Origin of the sequence: Bradyrhizobium sp. CCBAU 51745, assembly GCF_028128715.1 — a bacterium.
GTDB classification, from domain to species: Bacteria; Pseudomonadota; Alphaproteobacteria; order Rhizobiales; family Xanthobacteraceae; genus Bradyrhizobium; species Bradyrhizobium manausense.
Genome location: NZ_LBJP01000007.1, coordinates 521,924 through 544,039, shown reverse-complemented (window position 1 = coordinate 544,039; position 22,116 = coordinate 521,924). Strand labels below are relative to the sequence as shown.

Sequence of the window (22,116 nt, the reverse complement as noted above, 5' to 3'; positions counted from 1 at the left end):
CTGCCGCTTTATTTGTCGAGCCACACATCCTCGTAGCGAAATCCGTTATAGGAGCTGTTCGACATGATCGTGATCCCCTTGACATAAGGCTGCCAGCAGGTGCCGGCCCGCGCATGGAAGATGATCGGACGGGCGACGTCCTCCTGCAGCTTCTGGTCGATGTCCCAGACCAGTTGCTTGCGCTTGCCAATATCGATCTCCTGCGACTGCAGGTCGAACAGCTTCTCGATCTCCTTGTTGCAGTAATTGGTGTAGTTCCGCTCCGAACCGCAGGAATAGTTCTCGTAGAAGGATTGGTCGGGATCGTCGACGGAATTGCCGGTCAAATTGAGGCCGAGCATGTAGTCCTTGCGCGCAACCTTCGGGAACCAGTTCGCGGTCTCCACCACATCGAGTTCACCGTCGATATAGATGCTCTTTAGCTGGTCGATCAGGATCACCGCGGGATCGCGATATTCCGCCAGATTGCGCGTCGAAACCTTCACAGCCAGATGCTTGTCGGGGCCGTAACCCGCCTTCTGCATCAGCTTCTTCGCTTCTTCGCGGTTCGCGTTCACGTCCGGACCGTAACCCGGAATGGTCTGGAGCTTGTCCTTGGGCATGCCCCAGATGCCTTGCGGCGGCGGCAGCATGGTGCCGCCGATGTCGGCCTGACCTTCGAACAGGATATCGACGAACGCCTTCCGATCGAGCGCCAGCGACATCGCGCGGCGGATATCGATGTTGTCGAACGGGGCCGAGGTCGAATTGACAATGATGTTGGTCGAGACGTTGGTCGGTTCGACGACGCAGACGGCGTTCGGCGCCTGCGACTTGATGTCCTTCAGCAACGGGATGGTGATATGCGTCGGGAACGTCATGTCGAACTTGCCGGCGACGAAGGCGAGGATCGCGGTCGAGCGGTTCGTGATGATGGTGTATTCGATGCCATCGAGATGGGGCAGGCCCTTCCTCCAATAGTCCGGATTCCGCGTCAGCTTGATCGATTCATTGGCCTTGAACTCGACGAATTTGTAGGGGCCGGTCCCGATCGGGTGGGTGCGCATGTCCGCCGGCGAGACATGGCAGGGATAGATCGGCGTATAGCCGGAGGCGAGCATCGCCAGCAGCGAGGGCTGCGGCCGCTTCAGGTTGAAGGAGACCTCGAAGTCGCCGTTTGGTGTGACGTCGTCGACCTCGCTGTACCAGGCCTTGCGCGGATTCTGCCGCAGCTTCTGCTGCGACTTGCCCATGAGGAGGTCGAATGTGCACTTGACGTCGGCCGACGTGAACGGCTTGCCGTCATGCCATTTGACGCCCTGGCGCAGCTTGAACGTCAGTCTCTTGTTGTCACTGCCCCAGGACCAGCTCTCGGCCAGCTCAGGCCTGAGTGTATCAGGACTGTTCTGCGCGATGTGCTGATCATAGATGACGAGATTGTTGAACACCCCCATGAAGGGCACGTTGACCGAATAGGTCGCGCCCTCGAGGATCGACGCATTCGCCGGGCTGTCGCGGTGATACATCCGCAGGATTCCGCCCTGCTTGGGCTCGCCGGCGAAAGTCGTGGTCGAAAACGCCAACAAAGACAACGCCGCCGCCGCGGCGAATGCCCGCACGCTCCGCATCCTCGGTCCTCCCTGGACTTTAGTCTTCTGGGCCTTTTCTGGCCTGTTTGTCAGGACGATAGCGAGGCAGGTGCAGCGAGGCAACGGGCAAGGGCGGCCGCGCTCTCGGCAATTCGGATGACGGAAGGTCGCAGGTTTCACTCTCTCACAATGTTAGAGTGCAGGTGCGAACGGTTCCTAAGCGCGTGTTGCGCGCAGCCGCCTTCACAAACTCCGCCGTGGTCCCGGCGCAGGCCGGGACCCATAACCACAGGCAGGAGTTTGACGAAGAAAGTCGCTCGGTATTGCTTCCGACTACAATCGAAAAATCACGCGGTATGGGTCCCGGCCTGCGCCGGGACGACATCGATTTTGTGGCGCCGTGCGTGCCAAAGACCCGCACACCAAACGCTTCACACAATCCTTGACGTCTTGTTGCCCCAATACCGGTCCCGCAGCAGCCGCTTGTACAGCTTGCCCGTCGGCAGCCGCGGCAATTCCTTCTCGAAATCCACCGAGCGCGGCACCTTCTGCCGCGACAGCGATTTTGCGCAGAAGGCGATCAGCTCGTCCGCAAGCGCCTCGCCAGGCATTACGCCCGGCATCGGCTGCACCACCGCCTTCACCTCCTCGCCGAGATCGGCATTGGGCACGCCGAACACGGCGGCATCCGCAACCTTGGGATGGGTGATCAGCAAATTCTCGCATTCCTGCGGATAGATGTTCACGCCGCCGGAGATGATCATGAAGGTGGCGCGATCGGTGAGATAGAGGAAGCGGTCCTCGTCGACATAGCCGACATCGCCGACCGTGCTCATGCTGCCGTCGGCCGAGCGCGCCTCCTTCGTCTTCTCGGGGTCGTTGAAATATTCAAACGGCGACGCCGTCTTGAACCAGACTTGGCCCGGCGTGCCGGTCGGGCACTCCCGCATATTCTCGTCGAGAATGTGGAGGTCGCCCAGCAGCACCTTGCCGACGGTGCCGCGATGCGCCAGCCATTCCTCGCTGTTGCAGGCGGTGAAGCCGAGGCCTTCGGTCGCGCCGTAATATTCGTGGATGATCGGGCCCCACCATTTGATGATGTCATCCTTGACCAGCGCCGGGCAGGGTGCCGCGGCGTGGATCGCGATCTCCAGCGAAGAAAGGTCGTAGCGCTTGCGCACCTCTTCCGGCAGCTTCAACATCCGTGAGAACATCGTCGGCACCAGCTGGGTGTGGGTGATGCCCCATTGCTGGACGAGTTGAAGGTAACGCTCGGGATCGAACGTCTCCATGATGATCACGGTGCCGCCCATCCGGATCGTGAGATTGACGGCAGCCTGCGGTGCGGAGTGGTAGAGCGGCGCCGGCGACAGATAGACCATGCCCTCGCGATAGTGCCAAAGCCTTGTCAGGAAATCGAACAGCGGCAGATTGTGTTTTGGCGGCTCTTCCGGCAACGGCCGCAAGATGCCTTTCGGCCTCCCCGTCGTGCCGGATGAATAGAGCATGGCCGTGCCGAGCCATTCATCCGCGATCGGCGTCTTCGGCAGGTCGGCGGTGACGTCGGCAAGGCTCACAATGCGATCGCTCTCCCCCGGGCCGTCGGCGACGATGCAGAGCTTGACATCGGGGCAGGCCTGGATCGCCTCGCGTGCGATGCCGAGCTTTGCCACCGACGTGATCAGGATCTTGGACCGGCTGTTGACGAGGAGATAGGCGAGCTCCCCCGGCGTCAGGAACGAGTTGATGCAGGTATAGTACAGTCCGGACCGCTCGCCCGCGCCGCAGGCTTCGAGATATCGGGAGTTGTTCTCCATGAAGATCGAGTAGTGATCGAGCCGTTTCAATCCGTGCTTGCGAAACAGATGCGCCAGCCGATTGCTTCGCGCGTCCAGCTCGCGATAGGTGACGGCCTCGCCGGTCGCCGCCATGATGAAGGCGGGCTGCAGCGGGCGCAGGCGGGCATGCAGACCAGGGTACATCAGTCCTCCTGCCTTAATATCATGCAGCGAGATCCAGGATTTCGCGTATCTGCGGCGGGCTCTCGATCTTGCGCGGATTATGCGGAATCCAGTTCGTGCGCATCGCCTGCTCGGCGATGGAGTCGAAATGCTCGGGCGAGACACTCACCTCAGCGAGGCTGCGCGGCATGCCCAGCGAGCGGATGAAGGCGTCGAGCACGTCGGCGGCGTTGTGACCGGGAAAGCCCATCGCGGCGGCGACGATCATCTGGCGCTCGGCATTGGCGCTCGCGTTCCAGCGCATCACCGCCGGCAGCATGATGCAGGAGGTGTGGCCATGCGGCACGCCGAAGGCGGCGCCCAGCACGTAGCCGATGCCGTGGCTCGCGCCCATCGGCACCCCGGCCGCGAGCGCGCCCATCGACAGCCAGGTGCCGATCTGCGCGTCCATCCGAGCGTCGAGATCTCTGGGGTCGGCCTTCACCCGCGGCAACGCGTCGGCGAGCATGGCGAGGCCCTTCACCGATTGCGCGTCGGCGTAAGGGTGGGTCTCGTGCGAGCAGATCGCCTCGACGCAATGGTCGATGGCGCGGATGCCGGTGGAGAGAAACAGCCATTCCGGCGTGTGCACGGTGATCGCAGGGTCGAGAATGGTCGCGCGCGGCACGGTGAGCGGATGCCGCAGCATCTGCTTCACATGCGTGCTACTGTCGGTCACGCCGGCGATCGACGAGAACTCGCCGCCGGCAATCGTGGTCGGCACGCTGATCTGGCGCACGGTCGGCGCGGTCATCTCGGGCGCGACGCCCTTGCGCACGCGGATGCGGTCGATGCCTGCGATATCGTCGATTCCATTGGCAAGGCAGAGCTGCACCGCTTTGGCGCCGTCGGTGATCGAGCCGCCGCCGACAGTGACGATGAGATCTGCGCCGGCCTCGCGTGCTGCGTTGGTGGCCGCGATCACCGCCTCGCGCGGCGTGTGCGCGGGCATCGCATCGAACAGCCCGACACAGCGCGAGCCCAGCGCCTGCACGATCCTCGCGATCTCGTCGGTCTGGCGGTTCAGCGTCCCTGACACCATCAGGAAGGCGCGGCGGGTTCCCAGCCGGTCCATCTGCGCGACGACGGCCTCGGCCGCCGGATGGCCGAACACGACCTCCTCGATCGCGCCGTAAACGACACGTCCCTGGTGCACGCCTGCCCTCCCCGGACAATTCGTCTTGATTTGTTGGGGGTAGTCTAGCCAAGCCGGCCGCCTCCGTCATGTGCGAAGACGCTGATCTCTCGTCTCCCTCGCCCCGCGAGCGGGGGAGAGGCGAAGGCAATGTCAACCCGTCATCAGGCTAGGACATCCGGCGGAGCATTGCGCGTGACGTAGTCTTGAAGATTTCATCATCGCCACCCATCTTGTGGCGCCCGCGGGTAGAGGACTACGCTGCATTTTCCGCGGCTTTCATGCGAGGACCTGGGATGAGTGGATCGGACGGAAGCGAGCAATTTGTCAAAACGCACGATTTCGTTCGGCCCAAGCCTTATGACAAGCCTTATGACAAGCCTCATGCCAAGCCCTACGCCATAGCCGGCCTTCTCGTCGCCGCCTTCGCACTCAGTGGCTGTGGCCAGCCGACCTCGCAAGCGGCTGCGCCGCCGCCGCCGGCGGTGACCGTCGCCCAGCCGGTCAAGCGCACCGTCACTGATTGGGATGAGTTCACCGGTCGCTTCGAGGCGGTCGAGGAGGTCCAGGTGCGTCCGCGTGTCGGCGGCTTCGTCAACTCGGTCGAATTCCAGGACGGTGCCATCGTGCACCAGGGTGATCTGCTTTACGTCATCGACCCCCGGCCATTCGAGGCAGTGGCGGCGCAGGCCGAGGGCCAGCTCTCCGACGCCCGCGCCAAGGTGGAGCTGGCCAAGCGCGAGCTCGATCGTGGCCTGAACCTGGTGCAGACCAGCGCGGTCTCCGAGCAGGTCGTCGACCAGCGGCGCCAGGCCTTGCAGGCCGCGCACGCGGCGGAAACCCAGGCCGAAGGCGCACTGCAGGCCGCCCGGCTCAACATCGAGTTCACCCATGTCACGGCGCCGCTGACCGGCCGCGTCAGCCGGCACCTCGTCAGCCCCGGCAACCTTGTGCAGGGCAGCGACACCGGCACCTCGACGCTGCTGACCTCGATCGTCTCGCTCGATCCGATCTACATCTATTTCGACATGGATGAGACGACCTTCATCAAATACAGCAAGCTGTGGTTCGAGGGTAAGCGCCCGAGCTCGCGCGATACTGCGAACCCCGTGCAGGTGACGCTCGCAGGCGAGACCAAGCCGTCGCATGACGGCGCCATCAACTTCCTCGACAACCGCCTCGATGTTTCCACCGGGACATTGCGCAGCCGCGCGGTGGTCAAGAACACCGATCTCTCGATCCTGCCCGGCCAATTCGGCCGCGTTCGCCTGATCGGCAGCGCGCCCTACGAGGCGCTGCTGATTCCGGATGCGGCAGTCGCGACCGACCAGTCGCGCAAGATCGTGTTCGTGGTGAAGCCCGACGATACTGTCGAAGCGCGCCCAGTGGTGCTCGGGCCCCTCGATGACGGCCTGCGCGTAATCCGCGAAGGGCTGAAGGCCGAGGACCGCGTCATCGTCAATGGCATCCAGCGCGCCCGTGTTGGCGCCAAGGTCAGCCCGCAGACCGCTCAAGCCCCGGCCGGTGGCAAGGCTGGTGACAAGTCATGAATCTTGGCCGTCTGTCCATCAACCAGCCCATCCTAGCGATGGTGCTGTCGATCGTGCTCCTGATCGTCGGTGCGCTCGCTTATTCGACGCTGCCAATCTCCGAATATCCGCAAGTGGTGCCGCCGACCGTCGTCGTCACCACGCAATATCCCGGCGCCTCGGCGCAGACCGTGTCCGACACCGTCGCCGCTCCGATCGAGCAGCAGATCAACGGCGTCGAGGACATGCTGTATCTCTACAGCCAGGCGACCTCGAACGGCCAGCTCACCATCACCGTCACCTTCAAGCTCGGCACCGATCTCGACAAGGCCCAGGTGCTGGTGCAGAACCGCGTCGCGATCGCGCAGCCGCAACTGCCGGACGAGGTGCAGCGCAACGGCGTCGTCACCCGCAAGAACTCGCCCGACATCCTGATGGTCGTGTTCATGCTGTCGCCCGACGACACGTTCGACCAGCTCTATATCTCCAACTATGCGCTGCTCCAGGTCCGCGACCAGCTGCTGCGCATCGACGGCGTCGGCGACATCCAGATCTTTGGTGCGCGCGACTATTCGATGCGGCTCTGGCTCGACCCGGATCGCATCGCCAATCTTGGCCTGACCTCGGCGGAGGTGCTGGCCGCGATCCGCGCCCAGAACGTTCAGATCGCCGGCGGCCAGATCGCCGAGCCGCCGATCGCCGACCGCGCCTTCCAGCCGAACCTCGTGTTCACCGGGCGTCTGAAAGACCAGAAGCAGTTCGAGGACATCCTGATCAAGGCCGGCTCCGACGGCCGCACGGTGCGCCTGCGCGACGTCGCCCGCATCGAGCTCGGTGCTTTGGCCTATTCAACCAACAGCTTCCTGCTGCGCAAATCCGCGGTCGCCATGCTGGTGACGCAGCGGCCGGGCTCGAACGCGCTCGCGACGGCCAAGAACATCTCCGACACCATGGCGAGGCTCAAGCAGAGCTTTCCGAAGGGCCTCGACTTCAACATCGGCTACAACCCGACCGAGTTCATCGCGCAGTCGGTCCACGAGCTGATCAAGACCATCTACGAGGCCATGCTGCTCGTGGTCGTCGTCGTGCTGGTGTTTTTGCAGGGGTGGCGGCCGGCGATCATCCCGATCATCGCGATTCCGGTGTCGCTGGTCGGCACTTTCGCGGTGATGGCGGCGCTTGGCTTCTCCATCAACAATCTCACGCTGTTCGGGCTCGTGCTCGCCGTCGGCATCGTGGTCGACGATGCCATCGTCGTGGTCGAGAATGTCGAGCGGCATCTCGAGCACGGCCTCAGCCGGCGCGACGCGGCGCTGAAGACCATGGAAGAGGTCGGCGGCGCGCTGGTCTCGATTGCGCTCGTGCTCTGCGCGGTGTTCGTGCCGACGGCGTTCCTGGGCGGCATCTCCGGGCAATTCTTCCAGCAATTCGCGGTGACCATCGCGGTTGCGACCGCGATCTCCTGCTTCTGCTCGCTGACGCTGTCGCCCGCACTGGCCTCGCAGATCCTCACCCCACATGAGGAGAAGCGGCCGCCCGCCGCCTGGAATCTGCTTGCGCGGGGTTGGAACGCCTTCACCGGCGCCTTCAATCGTGTGTTCGACCGGCTTTCGCATGGCTATGCCGGCCTCGCCAATTTCGTCATCCGGCACTCGGTGGTGATGCTGCTGATCTATGTCGTGCTGATCGGCAGCGCAGGCTGGTTGATCGGGACGACCTCGCAGGGCTTCATCCCGGCCCAGGACCGCGGCTACGTCATCATCTCGGTGCAATTGCCGGGGGCGGCCTCGCTGGCGCGCACCACCGAGATCGTGCGGGAGATCGAGCGGATCTCGCTGGACACGCCAGGCATCATCCGTGTTGCGGCCTTCGCCGGCTTCTCGGGCGCGACACGGACCCAGGCCGGCAATGCGGCGGCGCTCTTCCCTGTGTTCGATGAGCCCGAGGTGCGGCTGAAGAAGGGCCTGACGGCGAACGCGATCACGGCCGAGCTGCGCAAGCGCCTCGCCGCGATCCAGGGCGCCTTCATCATCGTGATTCCGCCACCGGCCGTGCCCGGCATCGGCACCGGCGGCGGCTTCGCCATCCGCATCCAGGACCGGCAGGGCCGTGGACCGCAGCTGCTGGCGTCCGCAACCGACGAACTTGTCGCCGCCGCGCGCAAATCGCCCGCGCTCCTTGCCCCCTCGGTGTTCTCGCCGTTCTCGGCCAATACGCCGCAGCTGTTCGTCGACATCGACCGCACCAAGGCGCAGAAGCTTGGCGTGCCGATCTCGAACATCAACGACACGATCCAGACCTATTTCGGATCGACCTATGTTAACGACTTCAACCTGTTCGGTCGCACCTATCACGTCACCGCGCAGGCTGATTTCCCGTTCCGCAAGGAGCCTGCTGATCTTGCGCGGCTGCGCACGCGCAACGCCTCCGGCGACATGGTGATGCTCGGCAGCGTGGTCGACTTCAGGGACGTCTCGGGTCCCGATCGCGTGGCGCGCTACAATCTCTACGCGGCGTCCGAATTGCAGGGCGAGCCGGCGCCGGGGACGAGCTCGACCACCGCGCTCAACGCCATCAAGAAGCTCGCCGACGACACCTTGCCGAGCGGCTTCACCTTCGAATGGACCGACCTGTCCTATCAGCAGATCACCGGCGGCAATGCCGGCCTCTACGTGTTCCCGATCTGCGTGCTGTTCGTCTATCTCGTGCTCGCCGCGCAATATGGCAGCTGGACGCTGCCGTTCGCGGTGATCCTGATCGTGCCGATGTGCCTGCTCGCTGCCACCATCGGCGTGCGCATCATGGGCCAGGACGTCAACATCCTGACCCAGATCGGCTTCGTCGTGCTGGTGGGGCTCGCGGCCAAAAACGCGATCCTCATCGTCGAGTTCGCGCGCGACATCGAGAAGGAAGGCAAGCCGCGGCTGGAGGCCGTGATCGAGGCCTGCCGCCTGCGCCTGCGGCCGATCCTGATGACGTCCTTCGCCTTCATCCTCGGCGTGCTGCCGCTGGTGATCTCGTCCGGTTCAGGTTCCGAGATGCGCCAGGCCGTCGGCGTCGCCGTGTTCTTCGGCATGCTCGGCGTCACGCTGTTCGGCCTGCTGTTCACGCCGATCTTCTATGTGGTGGTGCGGAACCTGGCCGAGGGGCGCAACGAGAAGGGCGTGGTCTCGTCATCTTGACCATCAGCCTATCCACAATCTCGATGTCGTCCCGGCCTAGTGCGCAATTGCGCACGGGGGGCCACGACGACACCGATTGTTGGGCGTGCAGAAGCCATACTAACGATCAACACAAACCCCATGGGCACGCCCGTTGTTCTTCACTACTATCCGCGCGATTTCAAAACAGAACACTGCTGGGAGATAACGAATGAAATCAGGACTTTTGGCCGCTGTCGCAATTTCGGCTTTGTTGCTGGCCGCGCCGGCCTTCGCGCAAGGCGTCAAGATCGGCATTCTCAACGATCAGTCCGGCGTCTACGCCGACTATGGCGGCAAATGGTCGGTCGAAGCGGCCAAGATGGCGATCGAGGATTTTGGCGGCGAGGTGCTCGGGCAGAAGATCGAGCTCGTCACGGCCGATCACCAGAACAAGCCTGACCTCGCCACCTCCATCGCGCGGCGCTGGTACGACGTCGAGAACGTCGACATGATCACGGAGCTGACCACCTCCTCGGTCGCGCTCGCAATCCACGAGCTCTCCAAGGAAAAGAAGAAGATCGACATCGTGGTGGGCGCCGCCACATCGCGCCTTACCGGCGATGCCTGTCAGCCCTATGGCTTCCACTGGGCATTCGATACGCGCGCGCTTGCGGTCGGCACCGGCGGCGCCCTGGTGAAGGCAGGCGGCGACAGCTGGTTCTTCCTCACCGCCGATTACGCCTTCGGCTATGCGCTGGAGAAGGACACCAGCGAGATCGTCACCGCCAATGGCGGCAAGGTGCTGGGCTCGGTCCGCGTGCCCCTGAACTCGTCAGACTTCTCCTCCTTCCTGCTGCAGGCGCAGAGCTCGAAAGCCAAGATCGTCGGGCTCGCCAATGCCGGCCTCGATACGACCAACTCGATCAAGCAGGCTGCGGAGTTCGGCATCGTCTCTGGTGGCCAGAAGCTCGCTGGTTTGCTGATGGTTCTCTCGGACGTTCATGGTCTCGGGCTTCAGGTTGCGCAGGGCCTCGTGCTCACCGAAGGCTATTACTGGGATCTCAACGACAAGACGCGCGACCTCGGCGAACGCTTCTTCAAGCGCACCGGGCGGATGCCCAACATGATCCAGGCCGGGACTTATTCGGCTACGCTGAGCTACCTGAAGGCAGTCAAGGCCGCCGGCAGCAAGGACACCGAGGCCATCGCCAAGAAGCTCAAGGAGCTGCCGGTCGACGACGCTTTCGCCAAGGGCAAGGTGCTCGATAACGGCCGCATGGTCCACGACATGTATCTGTTCGAGGTCAAGAAGCCCTCGGAATCGAAGAAGCCGTGGGACTATTACAAGCAGCTCGCCGTAGTCCCCGGCGACCAGGCGTTCTTCACCGCCAAGGACAGCGGCTGCCCGCTGACGAAGTGACGCGAAGCATCGAACCCGGAATCTCGAGATTCCGGGTTCGGCGCTGGCGCGCCGCCCCGGAATGACAGCTTACGATCATCCCTCACACCAACCTCATCACCACCGCCCCGAGCGCTCCCACCCACAGCGCAATCGCCGCAATCCCCTGGATCGCAAACCCCGGGCCGCGCTTGGCGGCGGCCTGCGAATAGCCGGTGAAATAGGCGATGCGGCCGATGATCCAGATCGCGCCGATCGCGGCCGCAATGGCATCGCTGACATAGATCGCGAACAGCCATAGCGACGGCAGGAAGATCGGCATCCATTCCAGCGTGTTCATCTGGATACGAAAGGCGCGCTCGAAGTCCGGATGGCCCGACGTGGCCGGCACCTTCACGCCGGTCTTGGTCCGCGACCGCGAGACATTGATGCAGGTGAAGAAATAGAATGCAAGCGACAGCAGCGTGACGAGGGCGGTGAGACGGTACATTGCGGGATTCCCCTAAACAGACCGCGCCTCAATAGCCGGTCAGCTCGAGATAGCCAACGCCATCATGCGTGCCGGTAAAGCTGATCGGTCCTTCCCAATAAGAGAAGCCGGTGCCCATCCACGCCTTCGGATTCAGCGGCTTGCAGGAAATCGAGAACGAGCGCGACGGGATTGCGATCTGCCATTCCACCGGCAGCTTGCGGCCCGCCACGTCCGCATTTGCCTTTGGCGTCATCCGGATATCGCCTGCCGCGATCATCTGCGTCTCGCCGGTGGCGCTGATCCAGTTGCCGAACGGATGATCCTTGCCGTCCTTCTGGCGCAGCCGGTACAGCATCAGCTTGGCGCCGGAGGACAGATGCAGCGACAGCCAATCCCAGCCGGTCTGATCGGTGTCGAGCGGCTGGCTGCTCCATTCGCGGTCCATCCAGGCCTGGCCCGAGACCTCGACCTGGATGTCGTCGATGATGAGCGTGCCGCGCGCGCGGTAGAACGGCTGGCTGCAATAGTACGACGCCTGCCCCCGCTCCGACTTGCGGCTGTAACCGCCATCGCCCTGCAACACGACCGGGCGATCGGCCTCCAGCGTCAGCGCGTAGCTGAAATCGCTGCCCGATGCCTTCAGCGTCACCGGCGACAGCGTGCGATCGTCGGTGCGATCAGATCCCTTCATCTCCCAATCGTCGATCCACGCCGCGAACGGCTTTGCCGCGACGCCCGCCTGCCCGATGCCGCCGCGCGCAAACGCCTCGCTGAACCGATGGGTGTCGGCGCGCGTCACGGCGGCATGCGCCATCCAGATCTGCTGATTGGCCCAGCCTTCTCCTTGCGGCCCCGGCTTTGCGGCCTGGCGGAACAGCGTCCATTGCAGCCCGCAGGCCGCGCCGCCGCTGTCGACGAGGTTCGCCGTCAGATACCACCACTCGATGCGAAAATCCGGATGCGGCCCGTGATCTCCGGGGAAGGTGAACAGCTTTCCAGGCGTGACCTTCGCAAAGCCATCGGCGGTCTCGCCCAATCCGGCATAGCCTTGCGCCTTGGCGCGATGCGCGATAGCGAGCGTGGCGATGCCGCCGGCGAAAGCTCGTCGAGAAATCCGATCACCGCTCATTGGCAAATACCTTGACGAGGTGTGCGGCCTGCATCCGCGCCAGCCGCAACACCGGCAGCAGCGCGGCCAGCAGCGAGGCGACCAGCGCCACCGCGACCAGCTCGACCAGTTGCAACGGAAACACATGGAACGGCAGCCGCCAGCCGAACGCCTTCACATTCACGATCGCAATCAGGCACCACGCCACCAAAAGCCCAAGCGGCACCGCGAGCAGCGAGGTGAACAGCGCCACCGCCAGCGTCTTGGTCAGCTCGATGGCAGCGAGGCGCGGCCGCGTGATGCCGAGCGCCCAGAGCGGCGCGAGCTGCGGCAACCGCGAGTTCGCCAGCGTCAAGAGGCTGGTCAGGAGCGCAATGCCGGCGACCCCCAGCGTGAAGGCATTGAGCGCCGACGTCACCGCAAAGGTGCGGTTGAAGATGCGGATCGATTCCGCCTTCACCGTCGCCTGGTCGGCCACCGCGCGGTCGTCGAGCGCAAACTGCTTCTGCAGCGCCGCGATCAAGCCGGGAATGTTGTCCCGTGAAACGATAAGTCCGATCCGCGTCTGCGGCGTTTGCGGAAACTGCCGGATCAGCGCGGCGACGTTGACCGCCAGCTGGCCCTTGGGATTGCCGTAATCGGCATAGATGCCGACGATGTCGAGCTCCCAGGTCCCGCCCGGCGCCGGCACCTCGATGACATCGCCGACGCGGATATTGAGGCGGCGGCTGAGCTGCTCGCTGATGAAGGCGGCATTGCCGGGCACGAGCTGCGTCCAGGCGCGCGGCGCGGTCTCCAGCAGCGGCCAGCGCTCGCGGTAGAGCGGGTGATCGGGCAGGCCGAGCAACTCCACCGGCTGGCCCTGAACCTGCGTCTCCGCGCGTCCGCCGGACAGGATCGCCTGCACCTCGCTGCGGTCCTTCAGCCAATTGCGGATCGCCGCGCCTTGCGCGTTGTCGGCGGCGCTGATGTAGACATCGGCCGCGAGCCGTCCGTCGAGCCAGCCGACAAAGGTGCGGCTGAACGTTTCCACCATGGTCGAGACGCCGACATTGACTGATAGCGCGAGCAGCAGCGCCATCAGCGCCAGCGATAGTCCCGAGAGCTGCTGCCGGCTGTCCGCCCAGAACCACAGCGCCAGCGGCCCGCGCGCGAGACGCTGGCCCGCGAGCAGGAGCATCTCCAGGAAGGCCGGCAGGATCAGGGCCGCGCCGAGCATCAAGGCCGCCAGCACGCCGAAGCCGGTGACCAGCGATTGCCCGTAATGAAGCAGCAGCAGCGCGACCGCGAGCACGGCGCAGGCCGCACAGCTTTGCAGGACCAGCCAGCGGCGCTGCCGCTGCTGCCAGGCCCGCGGCTGCGCCGTCGCCAGCACCGGCATCCTGATCGCCTTGATCAGGCTGGTCGCGGCCGCCACGATCGCACCTAGAACGCTGATGCCGACACCTGCGAGCCACCACTCGGGCCGCAAGCTGAGCTGCCCCGGAATCTGCGTGCCATAGAGCCCGCGCAGCGACGCCGCGACATCGGGCAGCAGCGCCGCCGCGATGACATAGCCGCAGACCAGCCCGATCAAGCCGGCGACCAGCGCCAGCGCCACCAGCTCGACCACCAGCACGGTATTGACCAGCCGCGCCGAGGCGCCGCAGGCGCGCAAGGTGCGCAGCATCGGCAGGCGCTGCTCGAAGGCGAGGCCAACGGCCGAGTTGACGATGAAGAGGCCGACGAAGAACGACAGCAGGCCGAAAGCGGTGAGGTTGAGATGGAAACTGTCGGTGAGCCGCTCCAGCTCGGTCTCCGCGGTCGGCTCTATCAACTGCAACTGATCGCCGACGATGCTTTGCAGCGCCGCTGGCTTGCCCCTGGCCTTGCCGATCAGCAGCCGCGAGACCTGGTTCGGCTTGTTGAGAAGCCGTTGCGCCACGCCAATGTCGACCACCAGCACATCAGGCACCAGCTGCGGCTGCACATGCAGCGGCGGCAGTCTTGCGCCGCTGCTGATCGACGGCGCCGCGCCTTCGCCTTCGTGCAAATCGGCCAGCGTCTCCCGCGCCACCAGCGTCTGCCCGGGCGCGGCCACGAAACTGCCGAGATCAGCCGCCCCAAGCCGCGGCGCATTGCCGACGTCAACCGGCAGCGTCACCGGCTCGATGCCGAGCAGCCGGATCGAACGCCCATTGATCTGAACCCGGCCTTCCAGCACCGGCGAGACCGGCCAGCCGGCGCGGCGAAGCTTGATGAAAAGGTGTTGCGGGAACGTCGCCGTATCAGGCGCGACCAATGTCGCCGTGCGTACGCCGCCAAAGGTCGCCGCCGCGCGGTCATAGGCGCTGCGGGCCTGCTGGTTGATCGCCTGCACGCCGCTCCACAGCGCGGTCGCCGCGATCAGCCCGATCAGCAGCGTGGCGAATTGCATCCTGTGCCGGCGCCAATGGCTCAGCAGCACGGCCAGCACCCACAGCGCGCGCTTCATGCGATCCGCCCCGCATGGAGCACGATGTGACGGTCGAGCGTGCCGGCCAGATGCAGACTGTGCGTCACCATCAGGAAGCCGCAGCCGGTGCGCGCGACGAGATCGCGCGTCAGCGCCAGCACCTCGTCGGCGGTGGCTTCATCCAGATTGCCGGTCGGCTCGTCGGCAAGCAGCAGCGACGGTCTTGTCGCCAGCGCCCTGCCGATTGCGACCCGCTGCTGCTGGCCGCCTGACAATTGCTCGGGATAGCGTTTGAGCAAGCCGCCGAGGCCAAGCCGCTCGACCAGCTCTTTGGTCCAGGCCGCATCATGCCGACCGGCGATGCGCGCCTGGAAGGCGAGGTTGTCGGCAACCGACAGGCTCGGAATCAAATTGAACTGCTGAAACACCAGGCCAATCCGGTCGCGGCGCAACTCGGCGCGGCCGGCGTCCGCAAGCCTGGTGACCTCGGTGTCCTCGAGCCGGATCGTGCCGCCATCGGCGGCATCCAGCCCTGCGATCAGATGCAGCAGCGTGCTCTTGCCGCTGCCGGATTCGCCCGTCAGCGCGACGCGCTCGCCGGCGGCGAGGTCCAGGTCGACGCCGCGCAGCACATGCACGGGCTCGTCGGCCGAGGTGAAGGTTTTGGAGAGGTTGCGGATGCTGAGCACGGGCCTGCCACTTTTTCTTCCACCTCTCCCATAGGGAGAGGTCGCGCCGAAGCGCGGGTGAGGGGTTGCGGTCTCTCAAGGGATTTAAGACCCCTCACCCGATTTGCTGCGCAAATCGACCTCTCCCCAATGGGAAGAGGTGAAGAAGCTGCGTAGCACACTTGGCACCGCGCTTGGCACGGAAATGCCGGGGTTGCGTTGCCGTTCAAGCCGTTGTTAGCTCTCAAGACGGCCAAATCAAACGTGCCGACGATAAAGACATACGGGGAGAATGATGAGCGCTCAGGCAACGCCGTCCGCGGCAGCCAAGACGGTAGGGACCTCCAAGCAAGCGTCCAAGGGAGCATCCAAGGCAACGCCGAAGGGCGCCTGGACCATCGTTTTTCTCCTCTTTCTCTTGATGGTGGTGAACTTCGCGGACAAGATCGTCGTCGGCCTCGCCGGCGTGCCGATCGTGACCGACATGAAGCTCGAGCCCGCGCAGTTCGGCCTGCTCGGCTCCGCGTTCTTCTTCCTGTTCTCGATCTCGGCCATCGTGGTGGGCTTCCTCGTCAACAAGGTGCCGACGCGCTGGGTGCTGCTGACGCTCGCTGTGATCTGGGCGCTGGCACAGTTTCCGATGGTCGGCACCGTCAGCTTCACGACGCTGTTGATCTGCCGCATCGTGCTCGGCGCGGGCGAAGGTCCGGCGGCTTCTGTCGCGATGCACGCGATCTACAAATGGTTCCCGGACGAGAAGCGCGCGTTGCCGACCGCGGTGCTGACGCAAGGCTCGGCCTTCGGTGTCATCCTGGCCGTGCCGGCGCTGAACTGGATCATCGTCAATCACTCCTGGCACTATGCCTTCGGGGCGCTCGGCGTGATCGGCCTGATCTGGGTCTGCGCCTGGCTGGCGCTGGGCAAGGAAGGCCCGCTCGAGGACACGCAGACGCTTGCCGTCAGTGAACCGAAAATTCCCTACATCCGGCTTCTGACCTCGCGCACCTTCCTCGGCTGCGTGATCGCGACCTTCGGCGCCTATTGGGCGCTGTCGCTCGGACTGACGTGGTTCACGTCCTTCATCGTCAAGGGGCTCGGCTTCTCGCAGAGCGACGCCGGCTGGATCTCGATCCTGCCCTGGGTGTTCGGCGCCACCATCGTGATTCTGACCGGCTGGATCTCGCAGGTGATGATGGTGCGCGGCTACACCACGCGCGTCTCGCGCGGCGTGCTGGGCTCGGTGCCGCTGATCATCGGCGGCCTGATCCTGGCATCGATGCCGCAAGTCGCGGGCTCGGGTCTGCAGATCGCCCTGCTCGTGGTCGGCGCGGGCCTCTGCGGCGCGATCTACGTCGTCTGCCCGCCGATGCTCGGCGAGTTCACCCCGGCCTCGCAGCGCGGCGCCATCCTCGCGATCTACGGCGCGCTCTACACGCTCTCGGGCATCATCGCGCCCTACGTAATGGGCAAGGTGATCGAGCGCGCTGGCAGCACGATCGACGGCTACCTGACCGGATTTACCATCAACGCGGTGATCATGATCGGCTCCGGTGTGGTCGGCCTGCTGCTGCTCTGGCCGAACACGGAAAAGGCGAGGCTGACGCGGGGTGCCGCGGCGCAGCCGGCGCCGCTGAAGCGGGCGATCTCGCCGACGTAAAGGGTGGCTGTCGGCCTCAATCTCACCTGTCGTCCCGGCGAAAGCCGGGACCCATAACCACAGGGAGTGGTTTGGGGCGAAGCTGGTAACTCCGAGTCTTCACAAAACTGCTGCTGCGGCGTATGGGTCCCGGCCTCCGCCAGGACGACAGTTGAGCTTGCAGCTACGCCCTGGCTTGCGCCTTCCGTTCCGTCAACGGCGACAGCACCACCGTCGCCAGCATGAAGATCACCGATGCCCCGAACACCCAGTGCGGCGCGCTTTGATCCATGATCCAGCCGAACAGCAGCGGTGAGACGATGCCGCCGAGATTGAAGCCGGTGGACACGATGCCGAAGGCACGTCCCGCGGCACCGGGAGGCGCGGCATTGCGCACCAGCATGTCCCGCGACGGTGCGATCACGCCGGAGAGGAAGCCCGCCGTCGCCATTGTGGCGGTGAGGGCCCAGCCCGGCAGCGTCACCAGCGCGATCAGCAGCACGATGGCGGCATTCGCGGCAAAGCAGGCGGCGGCGACATAGCCGTGGCGCTCGGTGTGGTCGGCGAGGAAACCGCCCGCGAGCACGCCCGCGGCGCTGGAGCCGAGAAACGCCGTGAGCGCGACATTGGCGACGGAATAGCTTGCGCCGTAGCCGCTCATCAGCGCCACCACGCCGAAATTGTTGATGCCGGCCACCGACAGGCTCAGCAGCATGAACAGCGCGGTCAGCGTCATCAGCGCCGGCGTAATGATCGCCTGCTTCGGCGCATCGGCGTTTTCCGGCTTCGCCTTGTGCGCACCGGCATCGGGAATGCTCATCGCGACCAGGAGCAGCGCCACCAGCACGCCGATCGCGCCGGAAGCCAGCAGCGCACCGACGCCGCCGGACAGCGTGATCAGAGCGGCGACAATCGCCGGCGCGACGGCGCCACCAAAATAGCCAGCAAAGGTGTGGACCGAGAACGCGCGACCCATCCGCGCCTCGTCCATGTGCTCGGCGAGGATGGCGTAGTCGGCGGGATGATAGACGCTGTTGGCGAGCCCGAGCAGCACGGCGCAGGCGATCAGCGCGGCGTAGCTCAGGTGCAGCCCGAGCATGATGAGCGCGAGGCCGCCGAGTGTCAGTCCTGCGAGCAGGATCTTGCGCGCGCCAAAATGGTCGACGAGATAGCCGGTCGGTGCCTGCGTCAGCCCGGAGACCACGGCCGACACGGTCAGCGCGAAGCCGAGCTCGACATAACCGACGCCGAGCTGGCTCTTCAGGAATGGAAACAGCATCGGCAGGACCAGCAGATGGAAATGGCTGACCCAATGCGCGATCGAAATCCCGGTCAGCGTGCGCAGCGCGCTGTCCGCCTTGCTCTGTTGCGGTGCGGCGAGAACGTCGACCATTGCAGTTCCGTTTTGCGTCCGAAGGGAGGCGCAAAGTATCGGCGAGGCGGGTTATTTGTCCATGAACGCAGGCGCATGGCAGGTAGTGCGGGTGGGGGCGAAGGACCCCGAAATGCCTCCACATCGTCGTCCTGGCGAAAGCCAGGACCCATACCGCGTGATCTCTCGATTGTGCTCGATGGCAATACCGAGGCGGGCGTCTTCGCCAAACTGCTCCCTGGGGTAATGGGTCCTGGCTTTCGCCAGGACGACGGAAAGCCTCACAACGGCTCGTCATCATTCCCATAGCGATCGCGCTTTGGCGTGGCGATGTCGCCGTCTTCGTAATCGTCGTCGGTGTCGCGCGGCGGCTGCGGCTCCCGGACCTTGTCGGCCACGGTCTTCGTCTTTGGCGGTTCGCTCGGCTTGGCTGATTTGGCCATGGCTGATCTCGGATGGTAGTGTGTCATCCGCTTCTAACCGAAAAATCTAAGCGGCTCCTGACCTATCGCAAGGCTGCGACGATACCGTCAGTGCACCACCGGCCCGCCCGCCTTTTTCCAGGCATCGATGCCGCCGGCGATATGCGCGGTGTTGGAGAGGCCGGCGGCCTTGGCCGCCGCAACCGCCATCGCCGAGCGCTCGCCGAAGGCGCAGAAGAACACGACGCGGCGGCCGGTCGCGGCTGCAACCTCGCGCAGCATGCCGCCGGGCTTGAGGCTTTCCTCGATGCCAGGATACGGCGTGTGCAGCGCGCCTTCGAGCATGCCGTGCTTGATCCGCTCGTTGGTCTCGCGCAGATCGACCAAGAGGATGTCGGGCCGGTGCAGGATGCGGATCGCCTCGACGGCACTGAGCGCACGGCCCTCTTTCTCCAGCTCTTCCTGATGCAGGCCGACGTGCATGTTGGCGGGCACCGCCACGTCCATCATCTTCGGATTGGGCAGCTTCAGATTGGCCATCAGCTCGATATATTCGTCGACCGAGCGCACCTGGAGCCTGGGATTGTAGCGCCTCTCCTCGCCGATGGTGGAGACGGTGTCGCCCTTGTAGTCATGGGCAGGAAACACCATCGTCTCGTCGGGCAACTTGAGCAGACGGTTGAATATCGAATCATATTGCGCCCGCGACGAGCCGTTCTGGAAATCGGTGCGGCCGGTGCCGCGGATCAAAAGCGTATCGCCGGTGAAGACACGGTCGCCCATCAGATAGGAATAGGAATCGTCGGTGTGGCCGGGCGTGTACATCACGTCGAGCGAGAGACCCTCGATGGTCACCTTGTCGCCGTCGGCAACCCGCATCGCCACCACGTCGGCCTTGGTCTGGTCGCCCATCACGGTCATGCAATGGGTGCGGTCGCGCAGCTCGCCGAGGCCGGTGACATGGTCGGCGTGCAGATGGGTGTCGACCGCCTTGACCAGCTTGAGATCGAGCTCGCGCAGCAGCTGGCAGTAGCGATCGACTTTCTCCAGCACAGGATCGAGGATCAGCGCCTCGCCGCCGAGGCGGCTGGCGAGGAGATAGCTGTAGGTTCCCGAAACACTGTCGAAGAGCTGGCGGAAGATCATGGCAGGACCCGGCGTTAAGAGGTTTCGACGATTCTACTACGCCCGGGGGTAAGAGGAGAAGTAATGTACTGTTTAAATCAGAAAATTTAGAAGATTCTTATTGCGGCGCGATGGTCGCCTCAACCTCCGCTGTCATCGCCCGCGAAGGCGGGCGATCCAGTATTCCGTGACAGCAGTCATAGAGTCGATGGGCCGCGGCGTGCTGGATTCCCCGCCTCCGCGGGGAATTGGCGCGGCGACGTGCCACGAGGCGGCCTGCAGCCATCCCTACCCTGCAATGCCCGGGTTGCCTTCGACGCCCTTCAGCGTGATACCTCCGCCGAGCCGCTCCTGAAACATCCGGCCCGAGCGCAGGTATTTGGCCAGCACGTCCCACACCGCCGCGCCCTGCTGGCCGTTAACCGAGGCCCAGCCCGCAACCTTGTAGCGATGGCTGGCGCTGATCCCCCTGCCATTATCGAGCTTCAACTCGGAGATGCGGCTGCCGATCGTGTTGGTCGGGCTGCAGGCGTAGCTGAGCCCGCCGGCGCGCACCATGTCGCCACCCTGCTGATGATAGGGATCGGCGTTGAAGAGATTGTCGCAGATGTCTTCCAGCACGTCCTTGATCTCGGCGCCCGTCATCTCCTGCACATAGGTTTCGGGATAGGTGATCGCGGTCTCCGCGAGCACGTCTTCCATCGTGATCGGCTGGCCGGGCAACGCGGTGGTGCCCCAGCGGAAGCCCGGCGACAGTGCGATCTCGGCATCGAGCTCGGTGCGCAGCGCAGTACAGATCAGCTCGTCGACGGAGCCGGCGAAATTGTCGCGGCGATAGAGCAGCCGGTCCGGCGTTGCGATCTTCTCCGACCAGTCGGTGACGTGAGGCGCGCGCAGCTTGCCGATCAGCTCGGCCATGGCAGGATCGGGCTTCAATAGCTCGGAATAAACCGGCAGCAGATGATATCTGACGTCGCTGACCTTGCCCTTGTCGAGCGCGAGATCGAGCACGGCAAGAAACTTTCCGTTGGAGCCGGCATTGGTGACGAGCGTCGTGCCGCTGGCGTTCTTCACCGGGATCGGCTGCGGCACCGCGTCATGGGTGTGGCCGCCGAGAATGACATCGATGCCGGTGACGCGGCTTGCGAGCTTGAGGTCGACATCCATGCCGTTGTGCGAGAGCAGGATCACCGCATCGACCTTGTCGGCGCCCCGCAAGGCATCGACATGCTTCTGCAGCTCTTCCTCGCGGATGCCAAAGGTCCAGTCCGGCGTGAACCGCTTGGGATGCGCGATCGGCACATAAGGAAAGGCCTGGCCGATGATGGCGAGGCGATAGCCGCCGAGCTCCTTGATGATGGACGGCTTGAACACGCGCCCTGTCGCCTTGTCGAAGGCCGGGGCGTCGTTGAACGCGGCTTCCTCGGTCAGGAAAACGTTCTGCGCCAGAAACTCGCCCTTGAAGTGCTCGAGATTGTCGCGCAGCGCCTGCTCGCCATAGGTGAACTCCCAATGCCCGGTCATCGCCTCGATGCCGAGCAGATTGGCGACCTCGACCATGTCACGGCCCTGCATGATGTTGGCGAGGCCCGTGCCCTGCCAGAGATCGCCGCCGTCGACCAGCATGGCGCGCTTGTCGCCGACATCGTTGCGCAAGCGGTCGATCAGCGTCTTCAGATGAGCGAAGCCGCCGAGCTTGCCGAACCGGCCGGCAGACTTCTCGAACTCGACGGAGGTGAAGGCATAGGCATCCGCGCTGTCGGGCCGGATTCCGAAATGCTCCAGGAACGCGCGGCCGACCAGATGCGGCGGTCGCCCGGCCATCTCGCCAATGCCGATATTGACGCTGGGCTCGCGGAAAAAGACCGGATTGAGCTGCGCATGCGTGTCGGTGGTGTGCAGGATCCGCGCATTGCCGAAGCGCTCGATGTCGTAAATGCTGGCGGCTTCAGCGCCACGCGCGAGCCGCGGCAGGCTGAGCGATACGGCAGCGATTGCCGAGCTCTTCAGGAATTCACGGCGGCGGATCGCCATCACACATTCTCCGCGCCGGTTCTCGGCAGTTCCGCGAGCATGATCCGGACCCGAAGGGCCGCGCCAGCGAA

Annotated in this window: 15 protein-coding genes; 4 read left to right on the top strand and 11 right to left on the bottom strand. The window is 64.5% G+C overall.

Annotation, left to right across the window (positions count from 1 at the left end):
* Positions 1-8 precede the first annotated feature (8 nt).
* The 3 genes from XH98_RS09800 to XH98_RS09790 form a co-directional block, all read right to left on the bottom strand.
* Complete coding sequence (locus XH98_RS09800) at positions 9-1,607, bottom strand: ABC transporter substrate-binding protein (RefSeq protein WP_271618470.1); 1,599 nt, start codon at positions 1,605-1,607, stop codon at positions 9-11.
* 392 nt (positions 1,608-1,999) lie between these two features.
* Positions 2,000-3,550: an AMP-binding protein gene (locus tag XH98_RS09795; RefSeq protein WP_271598135.1), complete on the bottom strand. Its 1,551-nt coding sequence runs from the start codon at positions 3,548-3,550 to the stop codon at positions 2,000-2,002.
* Positions 3,551-3,569: 19 nt separating this feature from the next.
* Positions 3,570-4,724 carry an iron-containing alcohol dehydrogenase gene (locus XH98_RS09790; protein WP_271618469.1) on the bottom strand — a complete coding sequence of 385 codons (1,155 nt, stop codon included), beginning with the start codon at positions 4,722-4,724 and terminating at the stop codon, positions 3,570-3,572.
* Positions 4,725-4,999: 275 nt separating this feature from the next.
* Here XH98_RS09790 and XH98_RS09785 point away from each other — a divergent pair, with 275 nt between their 5' ends.
* From XH98_RS09785 to XH98_RS09775, 3 genes are all read left to right on the top strand, one after another.
* The gene (locus XH98_RS09785; protein ID WP_271618468.1) at positions 5,000-6,253 is read left to right on the top strand and encodes an efflux RND transporter periplasmic adaptor subunit; all 1,254 of its coding nucleotides are present in this window, start codon (positions 5,000-5,002) and stop codon (positions 6,251-6,253) included.
* The gene (locus XH98_RS09780; protein WP_271618467.1) at positions 6,250-9,414 is read left to right on the top strand and encodes an efflux RND transporter permease subunit; all 3,165 of its coding nucleotides are present in this window, start codon (positions 6,250-6,252) and stop codon (positions 9,412-9,414) included. Before XH98_RS09785 ends, XH98_RS09780 begins: the two co-directional genes overlap by 4 nt.
* Before the next feature lie 190 nt (positions 9,415-9,604).
* Positions 9,605-10,795, top strand: a complete 1,191-nt coding sequence (locus tag XH98_RS09775; RefSeq protein ID WP_271618466.1) for an ABC transporter substrate-binding protein — start codon at positions 9,605-9,607, stop codon at positions 10,793-10,795.
* Positions 10,796-10,877: 82 nt separating this feature from the next.
* Here XH98_RS09775 and XH98_RS09770 read toward each other — a convergent pair whose 3' ends face one another.
* From XH98_RS09770 to XH98_RS09755, 4 genes are read right to left on the bottom strand one after another with little or no spacing between them, the layout of a single operon-like run.
* On the bottom strand, positions 10,878-11,264 hold the full coding sequence (locus tag XH98_RS09770; RefSeq protein ID WP_271618465.1) for an MAPEG family protein: 387 nt from the start codon (positions 11,262-11,264) through the stop codon (positions 10,878-10,880).
* A gap of 28 nt (positions 11,265-11,292) precedes the next feature.
* Positions 11,293-12,375, bottom strand: a complete 1,083-nt coding sequence (locus XH98_RS09765) for a lipocalin-like domain-containing protein (protein WP_271618464.1) — start codon at positions 12,373-12,375, stop codon at positions 11,293-11,295.
* On the bottom strand, positions 12,365-14,827 hold the full coding sequence (locus XH98_RS09760) for an ABC transporter permease (protein WP_271618463.1): 2,463 nt from the start codon (positions 14,825-14,827) through the stop codon (positions 12,365-12,367). The genes XH98_RS09765 and XH98_RS09760 overlap by 11 nt, the downstream gene beginning before the upstream one ends.
* Positions 14,824-15,477 (bottom strand): ABC transporter ATP-binding protein, encoded by a 654-nt coding sequence (locus XH98_RS09755; protein WP_271598142.1) that lies wholly within the window; start codon positions 15,475-15,477, stop codon positions 14,824-14,826. Before XH98_RS09755 ends, XH98_RS09760 begins: the two co-directional genes overlap by 4 nt.
* A gap of 274 nt (positions 15,478-15,751) precedes the next feature.
* Here XH98_RS09755 and XH98_RS09750 point away from each other — a divergent pair, with 274 nt between their 5' ends.
* Entirely contained in the window at positions 15,752-17,113 is a 1,362-nt protein-coding gene (locus XH98_RS09750; protein WP_271618462.1) for an MFS transporter, read from the top strand.
* 163 nt (positions 17,114-17,276) lie between these two features.
* Here XH98_RS09750 and XH98_RS09745 read toward each other — a convergent pair whose 3' ends face one another.
* From XH98_RS09745 to soxB, 4 genes are all read right to left on the bottom strand, one after another.
* A complete protein-coding gene (locus XH98_RS09745) occupies positions 17,277-18,485 on the bottom strand; it encodes an MFS transporter (RefSeq protein WP_271598144.1) in 1,209 nt (402 codons plus the stop codon).
* Between the two features lie 260 nt (positions 18,486-18,745).
* Entirely contained in the window at positions 18,746-18,907 is a 162-nt protein-coding gene (locus XH98_RS09740; protein ID WP_271618461.1) for a hypothetical protein, read from the bottom strand.
* A gap of 87 nt (positions 18,908-18,994) precedes the next feature.
* The gene (locus XH98_RS09735; protein ID WP_271598146.1) at positions 18,995-20,032 is read right to left on the bottom strand and encodes an MBL fold metallo-hydrolase; all 1,038 of its coding nucleotides are present in this window, start codon (positions 20,030-20,032) and stop codon (positions 18,995-18,997) included.
* A 267-nt stretch (positions 20,033-20,299) separates the two neighbouring features.
* Entirely contained in the window at positions 20,300-22,045 is a 1,746-nt protein-coding gene (gene soxB, locus XH98_RS09730; RefSeq protein WP_271618460.1) for a thiosulfohydrolase SoxB, read from the bottom strand.
* Between the last annotated feature and the right edge of the window lie 71 nt (positions 22,046-22,116).